Annotated in this window: 12 protein-coding genes and 6 pseudogenes; 9 read left to right on the top strand and 9 right to left on the bottom strand. The window is 46.3% G+C overall.

The genetic code is table 11. The annotated features are described in order from the left end of the window. Nucleotides 1-60 precede the first annotated feature (60 nt). The 7 genes and pseudogenes from AC0L66_RS02025 to AC0L66_RS01995 form a co-directional block, all read right to left on the bottom strand. Entirely contained in the window at nt 61-420 is a 360-nt protein-coding gene (locus AC0L66_RS02025; protein ID WP_473568222.1) for a four helix bundle protein, read from the bottom strand. Nucleotides 421-517: 97 nt separating this feature from the next. Then, a pseudogene (locus tag AC0L66_RS02020) lies at nt 518-960 on the bottom strand (arsenate reductase/protein-tyrosine-phosphatase family protein). Between the two features lie 206 nt (nt 961-1166). After that, nucleotides 1167-2301 (bottom strand): annotated as a pseudogene (locus AC0L66_RS02015) (polysaccharide export protein). Between the two features lie 1911 nt (nt 2302-4212). Beyond that, nucleotides 4213-6451 (bottom strand): annotated as a pseudogene (locus AC0L66_RS02010) (YjbH domain-containing protein). Next, entirely contained in the window at nt 6444-7217 is a 774-nt protein-coding gene (locus AC0L66_RS02005) for a capsule biosynthesis GfcC family protein (protein WP_473568221.1), read from the bottom strand. The pseudogene AC0L66_RS02010 and the gene AC0L66_RS02005 overlap by 8 nt, the downstream one beginning before the upstream one ends. A 459-nt stretch (nt 7218-7676) precedes the next feature. Next, on the bottom strand, nt 7677-8318 hold the full coding sequence (locus tag AC0L66_RS02000; protein ID WP_473568219.1) for a YjbF family lipoprotein: 642 nt from the start codon (nt 8316-8318) through the stop codon (nt 7677-7679). Nucleotides 8319-8646: 328 nt separating this feature from the next. Beyond that, nucleotides 8647-8871: a hypothetical protein gene (locus AC0L66_RS01995; protein ID WP_372076823.1), complete on the bottom strand. Its 225-nt coding sequence runs from the start codon at nt 8869-8871 to the stop codon at nt 8647-8649. Nucleotides 8872-9314: 443 nt separating this feature from the next. On the opposite strand from AC0L66_RS01995, the pseudogene rfaD reads away from it, so the two are divergent. The 9 genes and pseudogenes from rfaD (at nt 9315) to AC0L66_RS01950 (ending at nt 18830) form a co-directional block, all read left to right on the top strand. Further along, nucleotides 9315-10257, top strand: a pseudogene (gene rfaD, locus AC0L66_RS01990) (ADP-glyceromanno-heptose 6-epimerase). 174 nt (nt 10258-10431) lie between these two features. Then, nucleotides 10432-12203: pseudogene (locus tag AC0L66_RS01985) on the top strand (bifunctional glycosyltransferase family 4 protein/polysaccharide deacetylase). After that, nucleotides 12203-13291, top strand: a complete 1089-nt coding sequence (locus tag AC0L66_RS01980; RefSeq protein WP_473568217.1) for a glycosyltransferase family 9 protein — start codon at nt 12203-12205, stop codon at nt 13289-13291. The pseudogene AC0L66_RS01985 and the gene AC0L66_RS01980 overlap by 1 nt, the downstream one beginning before the upstream one ends. Before the next feature lie 2 nt (nt 13292-13293). Beyond that, complete coding sequence (waaF, locus tag AC0L66_RS01975) at nt 13294-14319, top strand: lipopolysaccharide heptosyltransferase II (RefSeq protein WP_473568216.1); 1026 nt, start codon at nt 13294-13296, stop codon at nt 14317-14319. 84 nt (nt 14320-14403) lie between these two features. Continuing rightward, nucleotides 14404-15363, top strand: a complete 960-nt coding sequence (locus AC0L66_RS01970) for a glycosyltransferase family 2 protein (RefSeq protein ID WP_473568214.1) — start codon at nt 14404-14406, stop codon at nt 15361-15363. Next, nucleotides 15363-15767, top strand: a complete 405-nt coding sequence (locus AC0L66_RS01965; RefSeq protein WP_473568212.1) for a GtrA family protein — start codon at nt 15363-15365, stop codon at nt 15765-15767. Before AC0L66_RS01970 ends, AC0L66_RS01965 begins: the two co-directional genes overlap by 1 nt. 156 nt (nt 15768-15923) lie before the next feature. Then, nucleotides 15924-17096, top strand: a pseudogene (gene waaA / locus AC0L66_RS01960) (lipid IV(A) 3-deoxy-D-manno-octulosonic acid transferase); the annotation flags it as partial. A 116-nt stretch (nt 17097-17212) separates the two neighbouring features. Then, entirely contained in the window at nt 17213-17851 is a 639-nt protein-coding gene (locus tag AC0L66_RS01955; RefSeq protein ID WP_473569294.1) for a hypothetical protein, read from the top strand. Further along, complete coding sequence (locus tag AC0L66_RS01950) at nt 17742-18830, top strand: phosphoethanolamine transferase (RefSeq protein WP_473568210.1); 1089 nt, start codon at nt 17742-17744, stop codon at nt 18828-18830. The genes AC0L66_RS01955 and AC0L66_RS01950 overlap by 110 nt, the downstream gene beginning before the upstream one ends. 60 nt (nt 18831-18890) lie before the next feature. Here the strand turns inward: AC0L66_RS01950 and AC0L66_RS01945 are convergent, their stop codons facing one another. Both AC0L66_RS01945 and AC0L66_RS01940 read right to left on the bottom strand, forming a co-directional pair. Further along, nucleotides 18891-19730 carry a glycosyltransferase gene (locus AC0L66_RS01945; RefSeq protein WP_473568208.1) on the bottom strand — a complete coding sequence of 280 codons (840 nt, stop codon included), beginning with the start codon at nt 19728-19730 and terminating at the stop codon, nt 18891-18893. Next, nucleotides 19714-20850, bottom strand: a complete 1137-nt coding sequence (locus AC0L66_RS01940; protein ID WP_473568207.1) for an O-antigen ligase family protein — start codon at nt 20848-20850, stop codon at nt 19714-19716. Before AC0L66_RS01940 ends, AC0L66_RS01945 begins: the two co-directional genes overlap by 17 nt. Between the last annotated feature and the right edge of the window lie 177 nt (nt 20851-21027).

The following is a 21027-nucleotide window of genomic DNA, read 5'->3' as shown; positions in this document are numbered from 1 at the left end:
TCCTGTGGTCCTGTGGTCCATTTTTTCGTGCTTGACGTCAAATACAAGCCTAAATGACACTCATTTTACGACACCCTTTCTGAGTTTGATGAGCTTAGCTAACATCACGGAGATATGCTTCGCCTCGTTTATAAATATGAGCCCTTGCTCTTTGCTAAAATACCCAAGTTCAATTCCTATATACACTTGAGTAATCAGCTCTCCACACGAACCTTTTGCGTAATACAAAAACCTTGCAGATTCAGCTGGTGTTTCTCGCTCTTCACCTTCAGATATATTCGAAGGAATAGAAAGTGCGCTACGAGAAAGTTGGTCTTTAAAACCATAGTTTTTACAATGTTCAAGTTGCCGTACTATATCAACCGTCAATCGAGAACTTTTTTTCCATAATTCTAACTGTTCAAACCCTAGTAGTCTCATCGCATTCTCTGCTCAAAGCCCAACCAAAGTAAAACAGGGCAAGTATTTGTTCACATCCCACAGGGCCATAGGTCCATAGGTCCGCTCCACCCCGCTCTTACAGTTTTTTTATCCACTCCTTCGCACTCAGCTCAATCAACTCATACGCGTGATCAAACGCTTCGCGGCTTTGGCGGTAGGGATCGGGGATGTCTTTTTGTCCTATCCATTGGCCGAAGAGCATGGTTTTGCCGCGGGCTTCTGGGGCAATGCTGGTTAGAGCTTCTAGGTGGCCTTTTTCCATGACTAGGATTAAGTCGTAGTCTTTGCACAACTCGCTTGTAAGCTGCTGTGATGCGTGGTTTTCTACATCTACACCGTGCTCGGCGGCGACTTGAATAGCGGTTTTGTCCGATGCGGTTTGCCGACTAGGCCGCTTTTGGCGCTGGCGATGCCAGCGGATGCCACGGTTTTGTTGGGTAGCAGTTGTGCCAGCATGCGCTCGCCTATAGGGGAGCGGCAGATGTTGCCTACGCAGACGACTAAGATTTTGTTAAACATGGTTAAAAGCGGTCCTGGTTAAAAACGGTTCTGTGGTTCTATGGTTCTGTGGTTCTGTGGTTCTGTGGTTCTGTGGTTCTGTGGTTCTGTGGTTCTGTGGTTCTGTGGTTCTAGCAAAAACCAAGCGCACAGCATGTCAAGCACTTACACCTCTCGACATGCCACTCCCATAGGGCCATAGCACCATAGGTCCGCTCTTATTCCTCTTAATTCCCCCACCCTCTATAAGAGTTACCCGCATCACCGATATTTTTAAGACCCGTTAACGTTGGTAGTAACTGAGTCATTAAACGGTTCCAGCGCGCGAGTGGTGTCGCGGTGACGTAGACTACATCATAAGGCTGGAGTTCGAATTCTGTGCCTAGAAACAGTGCGGTGGCGTCTTGCATGTTGAGTTGGTAGATATTGGCAATTTTGTCTTGTTCATCCACGCGAGTAGGGCGAATAACAAAAATGCCCGTTGCCGCTGCAGCGACTTCGTTGATGCCGCCTACCGTGCTTAGCGCTTCGGTTAGGCTCATGCCGTTGCGGTCCATTTTCAGGGTTTGTGGCTCACCCACTTCACCCATCACGAAGATCTTCTGTGCGTCGTTACGTGGCACGTGGATGATGTCACCCGGTTGCATTAGGCGGTTTTGGGTTAAGTCGCCTTTTTGCATGAGGGCGTATAACGATATGCGCTCTTCTTTGCCATTTCTGGTTACCGTGACATTGCGCCAGTCAGCGTCGGTTTCTAAACCGCCCGCTAAGTTCACCGCATCTAGCAGTGTCATGGGGATATTGGTGACAGGTTTTTGGCCTGGGCTGGATACTTCACCCGTGACGTAAACTTTTTTAGAGCGGAACGCCGCTACATTCACGTCCACTTGTGGGCTTTCAATGTACTGCACCAGTCGGTCTGTCATGTCTTTACGGATCTCTCGGACAGTCTTACCTGCTACCTCAACAAATCCAATATAAGGGTAGAAAATAGTGCCGTCGGCACTGACCCAGTTGCCCGCTTCTGCTGAACTACGATATGAGCCCGCTGGAATGGTGAGTTCTGGGTGATCCCAAATAGTAATATTAAGGATATCACCTGGGCCTACGCGGTATTGGTAGTTGGCCACTTCTAAATCCAATTCTGGATTTGGCGTTGACACGGGTTCTGGAATTTTAAAAGACGCCACACGCTCTGGTGTGAGTGGGTAAACATTCACTAATTCCGATAAGTCGGTGGTTTCGCCCTCAGCTTGAATGACGTTTTTGTCGCTGGTTGAAATGTGGCCACCTGGCAAGGTACAATCGAGCAATCAACAACGGGAATAATGCCGTGATGGTGAGTTTTTTAACGTTATTCATGGGGCTTTTGAGTTCCTGGGATTAGGTTCCTAGTTTCCTGGAACATGAGGAAAAAGATCCTGGTTCCTGGAAATATTGTCCTTTGGGGTCTATTGTTCTGGGGATGGGGTTCAGAATCAAGGGCTACGTGATATTTGCTTACCTTTTTGGGCAGGCGATCATGTTGCGTTCAAAGACGCTACCGCCCGCTGGTGTTAAGCATATAACCCTATTATGCATCCGTTCGCATTGTGTCATTCTTTGAGCTCGCTACCATTGATAGCCAGAAACCCAACGACGTGTTGTCCTGTTAGCGTAAGTCATCAGCATGACATAACGATGTCGCACTACTGCTTATGAACTCGCGGTTAAAAAGGTAAAACCGCTCTTTTCACCGTGTAACTTATCGCTTTTTATGTTTTTTAGATGTTTTATAATTGCGCGTGCGATCCAATTATTACTGAGCCCGTATTATCCACATTGAAAACGCCATTACAATCAATAAGTCACTGGTTGCCTATCTTGTTTCACTATGTGTTCTGTTTACTTCACACCTAAATCCAAGCTCTTACAGCATGATATGCTATAGCGGCTTAATACGTTTTCTCTTTATTCTTTCAATTTGCTACAAATCACGAAGTTTAAGGCGTATCGTGTTTTGTAGACAATTGTAAGAGGTATTGTGGTTCTGTGGTTCTGTGGTCCTATGGTCCTATGGTCCTATGGTCCTATGGTTAACAAAAAGGCATACACCACTACAACTCAAACACTTAACAACTAAAAATCACAACTTATCGCGCATTTCCATAGGGCCATAGGGCCGCTCTATCTCTTCTACCATAGGTCCGCTCTTAAACCCGCTCTTATCCCTATCTATTGTTTTATAAATAAGTGTTAAACTAAAGTGAAATTGCATCACATAATAAGAGTTAAGTCGCATTTTAGGGAGAAGGGTGGTCCTGTGGTCCTGTGGTCCTGTGGTCCTGTGGTCCTGTGGTCCTGTGGTCCTGTGGTCCTGTGGTCCTGTGGTCCTAGCAAAAACCAAAAACATAGCATGTCAAACCCTTACCGCACTCAACATCCCCTTACCATAGGGCCATAGCCCCACAGGTCCGCTCTTAAACCCGCTCTCTCAATCCGCTAAATTAACAAAGAAAACCGTTTTACAACTTTCACACTGGCATTTTATTTCATGTCGTCTGAAAAAACGCTTCTCAAATGCCGTACGTGAAATTCGAACTAAGCGCATTTCCATGGCACAAGCAGGGCAATAACCCATAAAAATCATTTCTAATTATTCCTTGCGCTCATTTATCCTCTTTTCTCTCGCTCCCATGCGATGTTAAGCATGCTTTCATACATAACACCCTCTAACTTACAGTTTGCCATACTGTTTGATATGGTTAGTATGACGATGTATTACCGCTTTGGGTTCACAGGCGGAAGATATAATGAGTCGATTAACTGACGTGTTAGTGTTCAACCGAGAGAAGGGCTTAAGCCATCCCATAATCCAACGGTTATCTGTTTAATGACTTACGAGTCAGGACCTTAGACTGCCATGCACTCATAAAACGCCAGTATTATCCCTGAAGCAATATCACATTGATAGAAAATCAGTTGCACTGCACGAGATCTTCATCACGTTTTTATATCAAGCCCATTTAATAGACATCAATAATATCAACCAGATAAATACCACAACCTAGTTATATAGATAGGATAGGGTTTTCTTATACAAAATAAGAAGATGCGCCCAATAGAGTCATAGCACTCTTTTAAGACTTCCTTCGCTTGGTATCAGAGCCTCACCAACTCTAACACCGATACCGCAACACCCCTAGGAACCAGGAACCGCCCTTTCCTAGGAGCCCGCTCCTAAACCGCTCTCCCCCAGGACCATAGGACCATAGAACCGCTTCTAAACCCGCTCTATTCCCGCTCTTCAACCCCATTCGGCCTCTGCAACCACGGCGATCTCGCATCGGTCAAATTAAACAACTGATACTTACGGCTTAACATCTGCCCACCGTCACGGGTAATTGGCTGCCATGAAATATTGGCGCGGTTGGCGCTTGGCTTCACGGTCATGATGTCGAAGGGGATGGAGACATAGAAGCCTTTAGTAAAGCTGCCTTCGCCAAAGTCTTCGCTGCTCATGTTGGTCAAGCTGGCGTACGCGCTGAAGCAATCACACCGCTGTCAAACTGTTTGGAGAAATCCACACGGGTGCCTAAATCACCAGCGAGGAATTTACCCACGCCCACTTTTAGTAACGTGTTATCAATAAAGTTCCACTGCGGCATGTAGTAGATCCGGTTAAGAAGCCTGTCGTGCCTTGCGGCAGTACTTTGTAGTAACGGCCATCGCGTTCGCTGTATTGCTGCTCTTCGGTGAATACGCCAAACCAGCTATTGGGATCGCGTTGCGAGATAAGGTTCACATCCGCGCCAATGGCCCAGTTTTGGTTCAGTGGGCGATATAACACTTCGCCCCCCGCGCCCGCAAACATGCTTTCTAAGTAGCCGCCATAGGCTTGGCTGTAAAAGCCGTTGCCGAGCTCATCCAACCAGGTTAATTGCAGGTTGTTCATGCGTACTGGGTTGTCTGTCACGTACGAGCGGAATAAGGTGCGCACCCTTGGGACATCGGTGCCATCCGGTGGCACTTCGTAGTTAAAGCTGTCGTAGTTATCCACCACATTAAAGTGAATGCCACCAGAGACGTTAACATTGCGAGTTAACCAGTACTCCGCGCCCACATCCACCCCAATTTCAAACAGGTAGAAGTTTTCCGCCGAGCCGAAAGATTGCGCCAGCGTCGGTGACACGTGGTAATCGAAGGCATCAAAGCCGTCATACACGGTTTTCTTCGTCGTGCTGTCACTTAAGTCAATTTCTTCTCGCCCGGTGGCGGCGTCGCTAAAGCTTTGATCAATACTTTGATTTAGGGCGATGGTTTGGTAGGTTTTTGCATCAATGGTGGTGGACGTCACCGGAATATTTTCTGCGGTTTCGACGATTTCATAGCGCTCAATGCTGCTTGGCAAGGCGTTGCTCAAAATTGCCGACGCGCGCTCTTGTGCTTCGCTTCTGTCGCGGTATTTGCTTTGGCTGGCGGTAATAATGGCTTTATCGCCGTCCACGGTAATAGTGGGCGCTTTATAGCCAGCATTGCTTTCTAACTGGCTTGCGACCTTTTGCCAATCGACATCGTCTACGTTCTTGCTCGCATCGGCGGCGGCCTCGTTCGGTCTAGGTTGTACTTGCGGCTCATCTAACCAAACGGCTTTCATGTCGTTAAAATTGGTGCGAAGTGTCAGGCCAAGGGCTAGCGCGTTACCGCGCTGGTAGCTCACGCGTGCATCGCCCCAGTCGCCAAGTCGGTACAACGCGCCGACATTCCACGGGGTGGCTGGCGTCATATTTACCCCAGCCCGACGTACAGGGAAGTCTTGCGAGTAATCGTTGCTGTCGTACTCTAGTTTTAAGCGTAGCGGTTGCCATGGGGTTTGGTATTCTACGCCGCCAAATAATGCCGCAGGGCCTTTAAACCAACGCTCATAATCCACCATACCGCCTTTACCTTTGTAATCTAACGGGCGGTTACAAAATTCCTCGCTGATCTTACAAAATGGGTTGGCTATATTGTTTCTGGTGCCGAGATACCCCCAGCCCATGCCTAAGGTAAAGTCTAGGTTGCCATAGCGTTTGGTGGCCGCGACAAATTCGCCATCAAACAATCCGGTGCCACCAAAATCCCGAAAACCGACGGACGTTTCTGGTAGGTAATCGCCTTCTTGCCATAGCCTAATTTTAAAGTCGATGCCTTTATCGGTGTATTTGGTGTCGCCACTAAAACTTGGGTCGCTGCTATAGAATAGATCCTGCACCAAGGTGTAACGCACTGTGGTTTCTAACCAGGGCATCACTTGCATGCTGATGTTGTATTTATGGTATTGCGAGCTCCAGTCCCCGTTGATGCTGAACTCCCCTTCACGCGCCATTCGCCCCGTGGGCATTTGCATTAACCCTACGCCACCAAAATCAGACTGTGATGGGGTAAGGGTTGCAGGCTCAAAAGGGTCGGCAAATACCATGCTACTCAACACACTACCCGTTAGCGCCGATGAGATAGCCAAGGCCAGTAAGGAAGGGGCGTTATTATTCATTATTATTGATTACCTTATGACGAAGCAGTTGCGCGATATCTTGGTTGAGTGAAGTGAATTGTGAGGGCAGTGAGTCAAACGGCACAAACACTGTCGCGCCCGGCGCGATGAAATGCGGCTTGAAATTCCAATTGCCATAATGGGCAGTGTTTATATGGCCATCGGGTTGGATGATGAGCGCTAAACTGGTACTGGCGCTGTCTAGTCTTAGCTTGCCGAGCGCTTTGAAGTAGTCGGCCAAAAACCATTGGGATCGCTGCAAGGGCTGTTCTGGTTGTTTCACCGCGCCGAAGAAGTAGAGATGCGGATCTCTTACCGCTACGTTTAATTGGTACTCGCCATCCAGCAATGGGTTTTGTTTGAGTTGCGATTGCACTACGTCGTAGTCGAGCGGAGTAAACTCTCGGTATTTAAACTCTAACGCATTAATTTGAGCCATCACCTTATCCGCGCCAAGCTGGGGTTCTTCAAGGTGTAGCTGTTGCAACTGGGCAATGACGTCGCGCTTTTGGCCATCCACTTTTGGCTGTTTTTGCACATCAAATAATTGGGCTTGTAATGGCTCTAATTGAAGCTGTTGATGACTGGCTTGCAAGCGCGTGTCTTTTAATACTTGCTCTAAGCGCGTGGGCTGCGGGTAATCGAAATGAAGGCTTTGTTGTGGTAGCCATACTGATAAACTCGCCGACAGATCCGTTGCGATAGAAGGAAAAGCTAGGAAAAGTAAGGCGCTAGCGGTGATGAGTTTTTTGCATCCTTGAAGCATGGGGGATCCTTGAGAGTTTAAAAATGGTCCTGTGGTCCTGTGGTCCTGTGGTCCTGTGGTCCTGTGGTCCTGTGGTCCTGTGGTCCTGTGGTCCTGTGGTCCTGTGGTCCTGTGGTCCTGTGGTCCTGTGGTCCTGTGGTCCTGTGGTCCTGTGGTCCTGTGGTCCTGTGGTCCTGTGGTCCTGTGGTCCTGTGGTCCTGTGGTCCTGTGGTCCTGTGGTCCTGTGGTCCTGTGGTCCTGTGGTCCTGTGGTCCTGTGGTCCTGTGGTCCTGTGGTCCTGTGGTCCTGTGGTCCTGTGGTCCTGTGGTCCTGCAGAATCATGTTTTTAAAGCTGTTTTTGTCAACCAAAAACAAGCCATTTATTCTATATTTGCGATAAGAGCCACCCAAAAGCTAGAAACCGCTCCTCCCTAGGGCCATAGGACCATAGGACCGCTCTTAACCCGCTCTTTCCCACTCTTAAATCGTCGGAACCTTCAACAATGTCATTTCAACCGTGGTCATCTCCGGCCCTAACTGTTCAATGCTTTTTATGACTTTATCGGTTTTTATATCTTTCCAATAGGTATTCACTAGCTTGCCGTCGATGGCGTCAAACGTGACGGTTTCTGTGAGCTTTTGGGTGTCGTAAGTATTGAGTACGGTGGTGATGGTTTCACTGCCTCGCGGTGTTTGCAGCGCGATGCCGTTGTAGCCGTAGCGGTATTTTGGCATCCAGTCGTACGTGACTTGCCAAGAGGTGTCGGTTTGTTGTTGGCGGGTGCTTCCTGCTAAGTTGTCGCCGTATAAACCAATGGTTTTTACGATGCGACCCGATTCGGTGATGATCACCGCTCGGTCAGAGGACATCCATTTGTATTGCGTCTCACCCGTTTGGGTGTTGGGCTCGGCAAACGCCAAGACCATAAAAATTTGTGGCCCGTCATTAATGCGAACGTAGGCACTGGCATAAGGGAGCTTGCGAATATTTTCCGCAGTAAATTCAATGTCATCCGCCCCAAAAACGGCCTCTGCCATTGTGGCATTCACATCTTGGAAACGTTGCGAACAAGCGGTAAGAAAAAGTACAGCACACGCGAGTAGATACGGCTTAACATTCACACTAACGTCCTTGTGGGGGGATAAATGGGTTCTATGGTTCTATGGTTCTATGGTTCTATGGTTCTATGGTTCTATGGTTCTATGGTTCTATGGTTCTATGGTTCTATGGTTCTATGGTTCTATGGTTCTATGGTTCTATGGTTCTATGGTTCACAAAAAGGCATACACCACTACAAGTCAAACACTTAACAACTAAAAATCACAACTTATCGCGCATTCCCACAGGGCCATAGGGCCGCTCTATCTCTTCTACCATAGGACCGCTCTTACTTCTAAAAACCCCCTTACGATACAACATGTAAGAGGAGCTTATTCATTACAGCGAAGCTTAGTTAGCTGGAGCCGTAACCGTTGTTGCTGTGCTGTCATCCGAAGATGCAGCCGCGACTACAGTTACTGCCGCTGCAGCACCGACAGCGATAGCACCTGTTGTTGCTGCGCCTGCAGCACCACCAGCCGCGCCACCAGCACCCGCTGCGCCAGCTTCTGCTTCCGCAAACGCTGGGCTAGCCATGCCCGCTGCAATCGCCATTACTAATGCGATTTTTTTCATGATTATATTCCTTTACTAAATTATCGATAATTCAGTGCACTCAGTTGAGCACCCTGAGCTGTTATGTTAGTAGAAAGTATAAAGCATTGTAAATGAGTATTTTTTTACAATTTGCTGACAAACGGCGGGAAAGAGCGATCCTGGGTCCTGGGAAAAGCGGGGCTATGGTTCTGTGGTCCTAGGGGAAAGAGCGAAATAAAAGCGGCCCTGGGGCCTAGAGGGGGAATACGTAATTTTGTGGCAAAAATAGAACCAACGTCACTACATGACAAAGCAATACAATAAAAAAACATAAAGATAAGATCTAAAACACTTCCACAGGCCAAAAAACTAACTCCCCCTCCATAACACCACTCCTAACCCGCTCTTCCCTCCCCTTATTCCCCCTTCCCCTCAAATCTTATATACTCAAACTAATTATCCTATTCAATTGGAAGAGTTTTATGATCATCGTAACTGGCGGTGCTGGCATGATTGGCAGCAACATTATCAAAGCGCTAAACGCAGCGGGCTTAAACGACATCCTGGTGGTAGACAACCTTAAAAATGGCCGTAAGTTTAAGAACTTGGTTGATTTAGATATCACTGATTACATGGATCGTGATGACTTTCTAACACAAGTGATGGCGGGCGATGACTTTGGTCCGATTGAAGCGGTGTTCCATGAAGGGGCGTGCTCTGCAACCACTGAATGGGATGGCAAATATGTCATGCTGAACAACTACGAGTACTCTAAAGAGCTGCTTCATTTCTGTTTAGAGCGTGAAATCCCGTTCTTGTACGCCTCTTCTGCCGCCACTTACGGCGACACAACCGTGTTTAAAGAAGAGCGTGAATACGAAGGCGCATTAAACGTTTACGGCTATTCAAAGCAGCAGTTTGATAACTATGTTCGCCGCTTAACTGCAGATGCAGAAGCGCACGGCGAAAAACTGTCACAAATTACCGGTTTCCGTTACTTCAATGTTTACGGCCCACGTGAACAGCACAAAGGCAGCATGGCGTCGGTCGCGTTCCACCTTAATAACCAAATGAATGCTAGGTGAGAACCCTAAATTGTTTGCTGGTAGCGAACAGTTTATTCGTGATTTTGTCTATGTGGGTGATGTGGCGAAAGTGAACCTATGGTTCTTGGAAAACGGTGTGTCTGGTATTTTCAACTGCGGAACCGGTAATGCGGAAAGCTTTGAAGTAGTGGCAGAGGCGGTGATTAAACACCACGGTAGAGGCGAGATTGAAACCATTCCGTTCCCTGATCATTTGAAAGGCGCATACCAAGAGTTCACACAAGCAGACTTAACCAAACTGCGCGCAGCGGGTTGCGATGTTGAGTTTAAGACGGTCGCGGAAGGTGTGGCGGAGTATTTGGCGGTTGTGAATAGTTAAGACGACGGTTCTATGGTTCTATGGTTCTATGGTTCTATGGTTCTATGGTTCATAATAAGCCGAAAGCTCTATAGGGCAAGCGCTTAAGCCCCATAGGGCCACAGGACCATAGGACCGCTCTAACTCTTCCACCATACAACCACTCTTTATTTACCGCTTATTAAGGATACCACCATGAACATTCTTATGGCTCTCTCCCAGCTTGAAGTCACGGGAGCGGAAGTCTACGCCACGACGGTTGGCAATGAATTAACCGCCCGAGGCCATAATGTGTTTTATGTGTCGGATACACTAACCAAACCTCATGACGGCCCTTTCTTCTCATTGCGCTTTAATAAACGCAGTGTGCCGCGTCGCTTTTGGCACGTGGGGTATCTGATTTACCTTATCAAAAAGCACAATATCCAATTGGTGCATGCCCATTCTCGCGCCTCTAGCTGGAGCTGTCATGTGGCGTGCAAGCTCACAGGTACACCGATGGTGACCACGGTTCATGGTCGTCAACCTGTGCATGCGTCGCGTAAAAAATTTCATGCGATGGGCAATAAAGCGCTGCTTAGGTTTGTGAAGCCATTCGTGATCAGTTAGCCAATGACCTTAATGTGCCTTTAGAGCAGATGGAAGTCAGCCGAAATGGTATTGAGACTGAGCGTTTTCAATGGCGTCCTGCCCCTATAAATGCGAAGCCAGTGATTACCATTGTCGGACGATTAACGGGTCCAAAAGGTGAGCTTTGTTATCGCCTACTAGATGAATGCTTGGACTTGGAACGCTATCAGGTGCAAGTGGTGTCTGGCTCAACGTTTGAGCCTCGCTTTGAAAAATTTAAAGATTGCGTCACCTTTACTGGCTATACCCACGATGTGCCGAAAATGCTCAGCGAAGCGGATTTGGTGATTGGCGCGGGCCGTGTGGCGATGGAATCTTTGCTGTGTGGTCGCCCGACTCTTGCCGCGGGTGAAGCGCAGTGCATCGGTATTGTCGATACCACTAACGTCGCCCAGGCGATGGCGAGCAATTTTGGCGATATTGGTCCACAAGATCTGGATATCGATTTTACAGCGATTCCAAGCATGATCGAGCAAGGGTTGTCGACGCCACATTGCGATGAAGCCACCAGCGACATCATTCGCGAACATTACACACTCACTAAGGTCGTCAATCAAGTTGAGCGTATTTATCAAGATGTCTATGTCGATACGCTACGCCGTGAAATGCCAGTGATCATGTATCACCGCTTTATTAGCGATGATAGTGGCAAAGGTGTGCATGGCACTTACCTGCACATTGATATGTTTGAAAAGCACCTTAAGCTGCTAAAACGCATGGGCTTTGACAGCCTGACTTTTGAAGACTTGCAAGATGGCCGCCTTATTCGCCGCTTAGAAGCGGGCAAACGCTATATCATGATTACGGTGGATGATGGCTACGCCGATAACCTTGAGCTAATGCTGCCCATGCTGGAAAAATACGGTTTTAAAGCGGTGGTTTATGTGGTCACCGGAGAAACCTTTAACCGATGGGATGTTGAAAACCCAAGCAACCCCGAAAAGTCTGTGCCACTGATGAATGCCCATCAAGTGAAGCAGCTTGCGGCCTCGCCACATATTGAAATTGGTGGCCATACGCTAACGCATCCTAAGTTAGATACGCTCAACGATGACGCACAGCGCACCGAAATTCTTGAGAATAAGCAAACGCTCGAGGCCTTGTTAGGTAAACCCCTTACCTCGTTCGCCTACCCGTTTGGCGAGCATAATCAAGCCTCGAAAACTATTGCGAAAGAGGTGGGCTATCAATACGCCGTGGCGACCAATTCTGGGTCATTGCGTTTTCATGAAGACCCATACCAAATTCGCCGTATTGCGATTTTCCCGAGAACCGATGTGCTAGGGTTATGGCGTAAAGTGCGTGGCAATTATTTATTTAGAAAGGTGAAATCGTAATGAGAGCTCTTATTTCTCGATTGCAGTTACTACGCGATCAAGTTAGGCGCAAGTTAGGCATTATTTTATTCGATAGACATCAGTCTTCACTGCCTCTCGAGACAGAGCAATTGCAGCATATTGTTTTTTTACGTACGGATGCCAAATTTGGCGATGCTTTTGTCTCCTCTTTTGTGTTTCGCGATATAAAAGCTCACAACCCCAATATCAAATTAACGGTCGTTACTGCGCCAAATATGCGTGATTTATTCTTGAATCACCTTGGCGCCGATTCAGTCATTGAGCTCAAAAAGCGACCGAGCTACAAAGAAATCACCAAGGCATGCATTGAGATTGGAGAGTGTGATTTATTAGTTTCACTTAACCTTAACCTTAAAATGAAAGACTTGTTTTTTCTTAACCAATGTAAAGCGAAACACATTGCAGGATTAGATGACTCGCTCAACGCTGTTGACATCAAACTTGGGGCCGCGACACAAGCGCTTCACTTTGCTGAACGTTTTGGGGCGCTATTGGAAAAAATTGATATTCCTGCCAACCCAAAGCACTACATCGTTCCACAAACAGAAAGTTCTACTCACTGCGCTCAGGCATTTATTAACGCTCATTCCTTGCAGAAGTTTTGTATTATCAATGCCTATGGTAGCGGCAACGCACGTAAACTCAATGGGCACTCTGTGGCCAAAGTAGTTGAGCATATTAAACAACATCAACCCGATATTGCCATTGTCTTAATTTCCGCTCCCGACACGTTTCAACAAACAGAGCAGATGATTAAACAACACCATCTAGACGCGATTCACTATAATGTCAGTAAAACGATATTTGATGTAGCAAGCCTCATTGCTGCGGCTAAATTTGTGATTACGGTGGATACCGCCATTGTACACATGGCCTCTGGATTACGTATTCCACAGCTTGCACTGTACAACCCGGACCCTGCAAATTTTAAGCAGTGGCATCCTAACTCGGATTTGGCTGTTACCAGCATGGCGATGCATTGCGCGGTGCCCGATATAAATGCCCTAAACTGGTTAGACGTAGAGCAAAAATTAGCACAGCTCATTCTTAAGAGTAACGATATTTAACTATGAAAATTCTCGTAATAGGCCCCTCTTGGGTCGGTGACATGGTCATGTCGCAAAGCCTTTACACCGAGCTAAAGCGCCGTAACCCAACTGCGACAATAGACGTGTTAGCCCCAGCATGGTGCAAGCCTATTTTGCAGCGCATGCCGGAAGTGGCTAACGCCATTGAGATGCCGATTGGTCACGGCGCCTTTAATCTAATGGGTCGCTGGAAGATTGGCCGTCACCTCAAAAAAGAAGGGTATACCCACGCTTACGTGCTGCCAAACTCGGCTAAATCTGCGCTTATTCCTTTGTTTGCGGGTATTCCTAAACGTATCGGTTGGAAAGGTGAGATGCGTTATGGTCTATTAAATGACTTGCGCCCCAACAAACGTATTTTCCAATATTACGTAGAGCGTTTTGTTGCGCTAGCCTCGAAACGCGACGAAATGCTTGATGACGTCTCTCTCGCAACATGTCCTCGCCCACAGCTTTCTATTGATAGTGCAGTTCAGCAACAAGCGCTGGATAAGTTCCAACTCACTGCTGGACGCACCGCAATCGGCATGTGCCCAGGGGCAGAGTTTGGCCCGGCAAAGCGTTGGCCAGAACAGCACTACGCTGAAGTGGCGCAACACATTATTGATAATGGTCAACAGGTTTGGCTATTTGGCTCGGTAAAAGACCGAGAAGTCACGGAAAAAATCAAACAAAGCCTAACTGTAGAAGCCCAAGCGCATTGTTTTAACCTTGCGGGCAACACCTCACTCACCGAAGCAGTAGACTTACTGGCAACGTGTGATACCGTCATCAGCAACGACTCTGGCTTAATGCATGTCTCGGCAGCCGTAGGGTGTAAAATCATCGCGATTTATGGTTCTAGCTCTCCTGACTATACCCCACCACTCAGTGACCATGTCCAGATTGTTCATACTGATATAGAATGCCGCCCATGCTTTAAACGAGAGTGCCCTTTCGGGCATATGAACTGTTTAAAGCAATTGGCACCCAGTACTATCATTGACGCACTTTCACTTAAACCGTGAACTTTTCACAATGAACACTATCCAATCCATCATGAGTGCCATGTGTTGCAATCACCTGATAGCTAATAAGATAAGGTAATAAAGATGACGTCTCCAACAATCTCAATTGTGTGCCCTTGCTATAACGAAGAGCAAGTCGTCGGGCTATTTATGGAGCGGATCAGTAAGGTCCTTGCTGATTCCCAATATAGCTACGAAGTTATCTTTATCAACGACGGTAGCAAAGACAATACATTAACGACCATCAAACAACTGCAGCAACAATACTCGGCAATTCGTATTATCAATTTGTCCCGCAACTTTGGTAAAGAAGCGGCGCTCACGGCTGGCATTGATAGTGCGCGTGGTGAAGTACTGATCCCTATTGATGCAGATCTGCAAGATCCACCTGAGCTCATTCATGATTTTCTTCGCAAGTGGGAAGAAGGCTATGATGTGGTGGTCGCAAAGCGAGTGGATCGCAGTACTGATTCTTGGGCGAAAAAGTTCTCAGCTGAGCTGTTCTACAAGTTCCATAACGCGGTTGCTCAAGTCGAAATTCCGGAAAACGTCGGCGACTTTCGTTTAATCAACCGCCGTGTGGTCAACGCGATTCAATTGCTTCCTGAGAATCAGCGCTTTATGAAAGGTATTTTCTCCTGGGTAGGCTTTAAAACGGCTGTAGTGGAATACAAACGAGAAGCAAGAGAAGCTGGCGAAACCAGCTTTAACGGCTGGAAACTTTGGAACTTCGCTCTCGATGGCATCACGAGCTTTAGCACTGCACCACTGCGTATTTGGTTATATGTGGGTGGGCTTATCTCCGCCCTGTCTTTTATTTACGGTAGCGCGACTATAATCAAAACCCTGATCTATGGTATTGATTCTCCTGGTTATGCCTCTTTGATTACGGTTGTGCTGTTTCTAGGTGGCGTACAATTGATCGGTATTGGCGTGATGGGCGAATACATTGGGCGTCTTTATATGGAATCAAAGCGTCGGCCTACTTACATTATTGAAGAAGACAGCCTTGCTGAGTACCAACCCGGCCAGGAAGACAAGTAATGCGTACCTTCTTGGACAGACTGCTGAAATTTCGCCTTGTCCGCTTTGCTCTCACTGGTGGGATGGCAACGGCGATTCATATCGCCGTTGCGTTTAGCTTTCTACACCTAATACAAGACAGCGTTCTATTTGCTAATATCGCAGGCTTCTCTTTGGCTTTTATTTTCTCTTATTTCGCTCAAACTCTTATCGTATTTAGAAATAAGGTAAACTGGAGCAATGCCACTCGTTTTTTTGCTGTGCAATTTGGGGCTTTGCTTGTTTCACAAGGGATAAGTGAATGCTTTTCCGATCTGAATAGCTACCTTCGGGTCTTAATGGTAGTCGTCATTCTTCCTATCGTGACCTACACGGTTCACAAAGCCTGGACATACTCCGTGCAGAACGCCAGCTCAACCGATTAACGAGCCTCTATTCACTAACACTGAGAAACATGATTATGCTTCGAATGCTGTATACGCTGCTTTTGCTAATCTTGGCACCTTTTTTTCTAGTCAGCTTATTCAAAAAAAGAAGGGAAACCAAACGTAGGCTCTCGCTGGAAAGAGCACTTTGGTGTCACCCCTCCTCTACAAAGTGATACAAAGCCTGTCGTATGGTTTCACACCGTTTCTGTTGGTGAGGTCATCGCCGCAACCCCATTAATCAAACGTTACGCTGAAGCGCACCGCGACAAAACCATTGTGATCACCACCACGACACCGACAGGTGCAGAGCAAGCAGAAAAGCTTAGTCATATAGCAACACATCGATACATGCCTTTAGATTTTGGTTTTGCCATTCGTGGTTTTTTGAAGGCTATCAATCCAAGCCAGTTAATCATTATGGAAACGGAACTTTGGCCTAATACTATCAATCAGGTGGCGAGAGCGAGCATTCCTATTACGGTGATTAATGCGCGCTTGTCAGAGCGTTCCCGTCAGCGCTACCTACTTATCAACCCCCTATTTCAGTTGGCGACAAAGCCGATATCTCAATTAGTTTGTCAACACGAAGAGGATGCGGGTCGCTTTATCAGCCTAGGAATAGACCCAACGATAATCACCGTTTCGGGGTCTATTAAATATGACATTTCAGTCAACGCTAATACTTACCAGGTGAGTACGATACTTCGAGAATCTTTAGGTACAGATCGACCCGTTTGGGTGGCCGCTAGCACTCATCAAGGAGAAGATGAGCAAATACTTAGCGCGCATCATACATTGCTCAAAACTGTCCCTAACGCACTCTTGATTTTGGTTCCAAGGCACCCTGAACGTTTTAACTCCGTTGCCCAGCTCTGCCAGCAATCTGATTTTTGCTACACAAGACGAACCCAAGCTTTATCCAATGTACCAGACACCACTCAAGTCTTCCTTGGCGATTCTATGGGGGAGATGATGGTTTATCTTGCGGCATCCGACATCTGCTTTATGGGTGGCAGCTTCATCGGAGATAAAGTCGGTGGTCACAACGTTTTGGAACCTGCCGCATTAGGTGTTCCAGTATTAACTGGACCAAGCTACTTCAACTTCACCCAAATTGTAAACCAACTTAACACCGAGCGTGCTCTGCTTATCGTGCAAGATTCACAACAGCTTTCACAGCAGCTATCCACACTGTTTCAGCACAAGCAACGCCGTCAGGAGATGGGGAGAGCAGGAATATGTGTCGTAAAGAGGAATCAAGGGGCGATAGCAGCAACGTTGCAGACATTATCTGACAACAAGATTAAACCTCCCGTGTCTATTTAGGATAAGATACACGCCATTTTCTTAACCAAGCTAACTCTGAGGTTAAGAGCGTTCCATCATTTTTATAAAACACACTATCCTAAATGTAGGGTTGCTTGGGTATACTGAGAGTAGCAATGTTTAAATATGTATTTGGTCACCACCTGTCCGCTGTTATAGCGCGCTCTTTGATTGCAGGTGTTATCACTCTAATCGCGGAGACTGTCGTTCGTAATCACTATAGCGTGATCCCTCTTGGTGAACCGCTCTTGATTATATTTATATTCTTAATCCTTGGTTTAGTGATCAGCTACGCACGCTCAAGTTTTGCAGTCGGACTGCTGGTCAGTTACATTGGACTCTCTTATTGTATACAATTTTTTAGCCTCTCTACCTATGGTTCTTACATCACTCCAATCAAACTTTGGTTACTGTTTGAAAAATTTCTTGAAGTGCTAATTTCTGGTCAAGATGCCCTTTCAACGATGGCGGTCACGATCACAGCTCTATTCTCGGTATTGATCACTCTTGCCATTCTTGTAAGGTGTCGAAAAAGTATCCGCAAGAAATACCACTGGGTAAGTATCATCTCAGTATGCCTGGTTGCTTTTTATCCAATAAAACAAACTATCAACAACCAAAATACGCTCGGTCGTATACCTAGCTATGCAGCATTCTGTATTAAAAAGCTCTTCTTATACTTGGGGATACTTTATTGCACATACATTGCCAGGAGAGTTATTTGGACTGTCGAAGGTTGCCTCATTTACCAGTAAAGCACCTACTCATACTTCTCCAGGTCTCAGTGATACGGTAGTTTTGATTATGGGCGAGAGCCTTTCCTCCCACTACATGAGCGCCTTCGGCTTTGAAGAAGCAACAACCCCTTGGCTTGATACACAGAAAGAACAACCTCATCGTTTTTTCAAGCAAGGTTTTTCTGGAGGGCTCTTCACCGATGTTAGCATCCCGTTTTTCTTTAACGCTATTGAAAAGCCAAATGGCATAAAACAAATTGGCACAGAAAACACCAGCATCTTCAAGTTGGCTAAGCAAAACCACTACAACACACACTTCTATTCAGCTCAGCCCAATTACGGCCTTGCGTTAGTGTCGCTCCTCGGAAAAGGGTGGATAGATGACTATAAAGACGGCTTTGATATAACTGGGGACGGCTATGAAGGGGTATTAGATGACCAATTAGTTACGTGGCTTGAGCAGGTTGACCTCACGAAAAAGAATTTCATTGTCTTACACCAAATTGGTTCCCATATGCCTTATGCGGGGAGAACACCTGATAGTTATAAACCCTTTGGTACAACATCGGCTTACCAAGAGTATATGAATAGTGTTCATTATACAGATAACATGATCAAGAACGTTCAAGAAACGTTAGAGGAAAAAGTCCCCGGGAACTGGACGCTGATCATGACATCGGATCACGGTCAGTACGTAACAAAAACCACGCAGGGACATGGTAGCTTTGATCATCAAGCAAACTATACTGTGCCTATTTATGTCGCGTCTAGCGAGGAAAAAACCGTTGAACTAGCAGAGAACTTAATGGGGAAATGTGACAATGCCTTCCAAATTCAGCTATCGTATTATGTCACCCAATTACTCGGCTTTACCTACGATCGTGAACTTAATTGTCAAGACGGTTATGTCGCTGGTTCACGCCTTTCCGGTGACGATGGATTCTTGTACATACAACAGGAAAGTAATGAACTGAACGCTACGCGCCTGTATAAATAGCAAAGATCACGTCCTTTTCTTGCTGGGTATAAAAAGGGGGAGCTTAGTCGCTCCCCTTTTTTACAACGTATCATAACCAAATTTTGTATAAGCTTGTTTTTCGGCCCGTACTTTTGCAAATAATTCATCATTGATAGCTAAACGAGGGAGCTCTTTATGGTAAATATGAACCTGTGTGGCTTTGTAAAAACAGTTATGGATCTCGACGCCTAACAATTGCAGTCGAAAATCAATATCACTGTCTTCCCCCGTACCCGCCGCTTCATAGCGCATATCAAAGCCGTTAATGCGCAATAAATCAGCCTTATGTAAAGACAGATTACAGCCAACAAGTCCTTTCTTTTTATTTTGTAGTTTTTGTCGTAACCACTCATTTTCTAAGCGATAACCCTTTTCAGCATTCTTCCCTTGGCTGCGTAAACCATCGATCAGCATTTTACCAAAGTGATTCGAGACAAAATGCTCAGGAGAAGGTGACGCTACCAGCAATTCGCTGCAACGAGGGGAAAGATCCGCTCGCCTGCCATTCACGACCCGATTTAGCTTTGCTTCACTCAAATGATCTTCAACAAAATGAGATTGAGGTACACAGTCTCCGTCAATAAAAATCAGATACTCACTACGACTGGCTTTTACACAAAGATTCAGGCAACGGTTTTTTCTAAAGCCTGCGTCTTCATGCCATATGTGCTGTATGGACAGTGGTGAGTTATCAATTTTTATTTTGAGCTGCTCAACCACTTCCGGTCGAGAACCATCGTCGGCGATAACCACCTCAAAATCGGATTCAGTTTGATTCTGTAAGGCTTTTAAAACGACCGAAAGCACATCCAAATTGTTATAAAATGCCACTATCACCGAGGCTTTGTAGTTTGCTTTTCCTTTATGCATGGGTGCCATCTGCTCCATCCGTCGTGTCTGTAGCCAAAGTGGTTTCAGCATCATGAAAACGAACCGCAAGACAGCACATAAAAGCCGCCATCAAGGTTTGGTAATTGAGTTCATTGCTATAGAATATTCCCATAACTACGTACGCCAACACGACCAACAATGCTGAATGTAGCCACGCTGCCGATTTTTCATTGCCAAGTAGGTCATTGCAACGAGTGACACGTGACCACAACGATTTCAGCACCAAATAAACACCGAACATAAGCATGCATAGATAAACGAGACCCATTTTATTGAGTGTGTTCAAGAACGCATTATGATGGTCATTAAAAGAGGCCTCCCCTCCGGTAACCGTCACTAAGTGCTCAACACTCCCGGTATGCACCAAAAATGCAGTAAAGGTCGGCTCTAAATTTTCAAAACCACTTCCGAACAGTATGCTTTGCCAATCGTTACCTAAATTGTACTTAAAGAACTCAATTGCATACTGCCACATGTTGAGGCGTGCCAAGTTAGAGAGGTTCTGCGTCACATCAAATATCGACATGAATCTCAACCAAGCAAATTCAATCACACCTGGTGCCGCAATAAAGACAATAACAGCACTCACAACAGAAAGTATGGCAAAGTGCAGAAGGTAGTGGCGATTTAAAATTAAAAAGTAGACCAAGAATGAAACCACTATCGCTAAAAATGGGCCACGCATTCCTGAAATCAGCAACGCGAGCAGCACTAAACTAAAACACAGAATCATCGCGGCTCTCTGCTTTCGGGATTGTGGCATAGACAATAAAGGCAGTAAAAAAACTAAAACGTAGCAGACGTACTTCCCCCAGCGTCCTAGATCCCAAAAACTCGCAATACGACCCGCAGGCTCAGCGGAATTTAGGGTCTCGGCCCACATAGATAAGGAATATAACGATGCAATTACGGCACCTAGCAACAAGGCAAAAAAGGCAAAACGTCTGTTTTTTTCATCATGTAGTAAGTGAAGACAAATGGGTAACACTAATAACAAGCTACCTTTGCTCATAAAGTCTTTCATGCTGCCTAAACCACCAGAGGACAGTAAAGAAAGCAGCGAACCACCAGCAAATAACAACAGTAGCCATTGGGAGACTCGACTCATTGAATGAAAACTCAATTCAGTTCGATATTTAACACTAAAACCAATAAATACGAGCAGCAGCAAAATAGAAAAATGCCTAGCCCTGCTTTTGAAACCCCAAGGGATAACGCGAGCCCGGCCAATAGCCAACTAAAAATCGAGTGACTAAATACTTCTTTTTGCATATTGGACAAAATA

The sequence above is a fragment of the Vibrio sp. GJ43-1 genome, from assembly GCF_055808835.1.
This window is presented reverse-complemented; position numbering and strand designations above follow the sequence as displayed.

Bases quoted from the DNA above. Each gene is read 5' to 3' on its own strand.
- AC0L66_RS02025 (WP_473568222.1), bottom strand. From the start codon at position 420: ATGAGACTACTAGGGTTTGAACAGTTAGAATTATGGAAAAAAAGTTCT.
- AC0L66_RS02005 (WP_473568221.1), bottom strand. From the start codon at position 7,217: ATGCTTCAAGGATGCAAAAAACTCATCACCGCTAGCGCCTTACTTTTC.
- AC0L66_RS01995 (WP_372076823.1), bottom strand. From the start codon at position 8,871: ATGAAAAAAATCGCATTAGTAATGGCGATTGCAGCGGGCATGGCTAGC.
- AC0L66_RS01980 (WP_473568217.1), top strand. From the start codon at position 12,203: ATGAGAGCTCTTATTTCTCGATTGCAGTTACTACGCGATCAAGTTAGG.
- waaF (WP_473568216.1), top strand. From the start codon at position 13,294: ATGAAAATTCTCGTAATAGGCCCCTCTTGGGTCGGTGACATGGTCATG.
- AC0L66_RS01970 (WP_473568214.1), top strand. From the start codon at position 14,404: ATGACGTCTCCAACAATCTCAATTGTGTGCCCTTGCTATAACGAAGAG.
- AC0L66_RS01965 (WP_473568212.1), top strand. From the start codon at position 15,363: ATGCGTACCTTCTTGGACAGACTGCTGAAATTTCGCCTTGTCCGCTTT.
- AC0L66_RS01955 (WP_473569294.1), top strand. From the start codon at position 17,213: ATGTTTAAATATGTATTTGGTCACCACCTGTCCGCTGTTATAGCGCGC.
- AC0L66_RS01950 (WP_473568210.1), top strand. From the start codon at position 17,742: ATGCAGCATTCTGTATTAAAAAGCTCTTCTTATACTTGGGGATACTTT.
- AC0L66_RS01945 (WP_473568208.1), bottom strand. From the start codon at position 19,730: ATGGCACCCATGCATAAAGGAAAAGCAAACTACAAAGCCTCGGTGATA.
- AC0L66_RS01940 (WP_473568207.1), bottom strand. From the start codon at position 20,850: ATGAGTCGAGTCTCCCAATGGCTACTGTTGTTATTTGCTGGTGGTTCG.